Source organism: Citrobacter sp. MGH 55 (assembly GCF_016906145.1).
In the GTDB taxonomy this organism is placed as follows: domain Bacteria; phylum Pseudomonadota; class Gammaproteobacteria; order Enterobacterales; family Enterobacteriaceae; genus Citrobacter_A; species Citrobacter_A amalonaticus.
The window spans coordinates 428,722-429,004 of the sequence record NZ_CP070239.1; the positions used below are offsets into that span (position 1 = coordinate 428,722).

General features: G+C 58.7%; 1 protein-coding gene. It reads left to right on the top strand.

Annotated elements, in window-relative coordinates; translation table 11 throughout:
• The coding region (vgrG, locus tag JTI98_RS01470; protein ID WP_216081848.1) for a type VI secretion system tip protein VgrG at nucleotides 1–283 on the top strand (283 nt) is incomplete at both ends.

The following is a 283-nucleotide window of genomic DNA, read 5'->3' on the forward strand; positions in this document are numbered from 1 at the left end:
CTTCTGCGATGAGCATGGTCGTGTGCGGGTGCGTTTTCATTGGGACCGTTATCATCAGAGGAATGAGGACAGTTCCTGCTGGATAAGGGTGTCGCAGGCGTGGGCGGGTGCCGGGTTCGGCAATCTGGCCATTCCGCGCGTGGGCCAGGAGGTCATCGTGGACTTTCTCAATGGCGACCCCGACCAGCCCATCATTATGGGCCGTACCTATCACGACGATAACCGCTCCCCGGGCAGCCTGCCCGGCACGAAAACACAGATGACCATTCGCTCAAAAACCTAT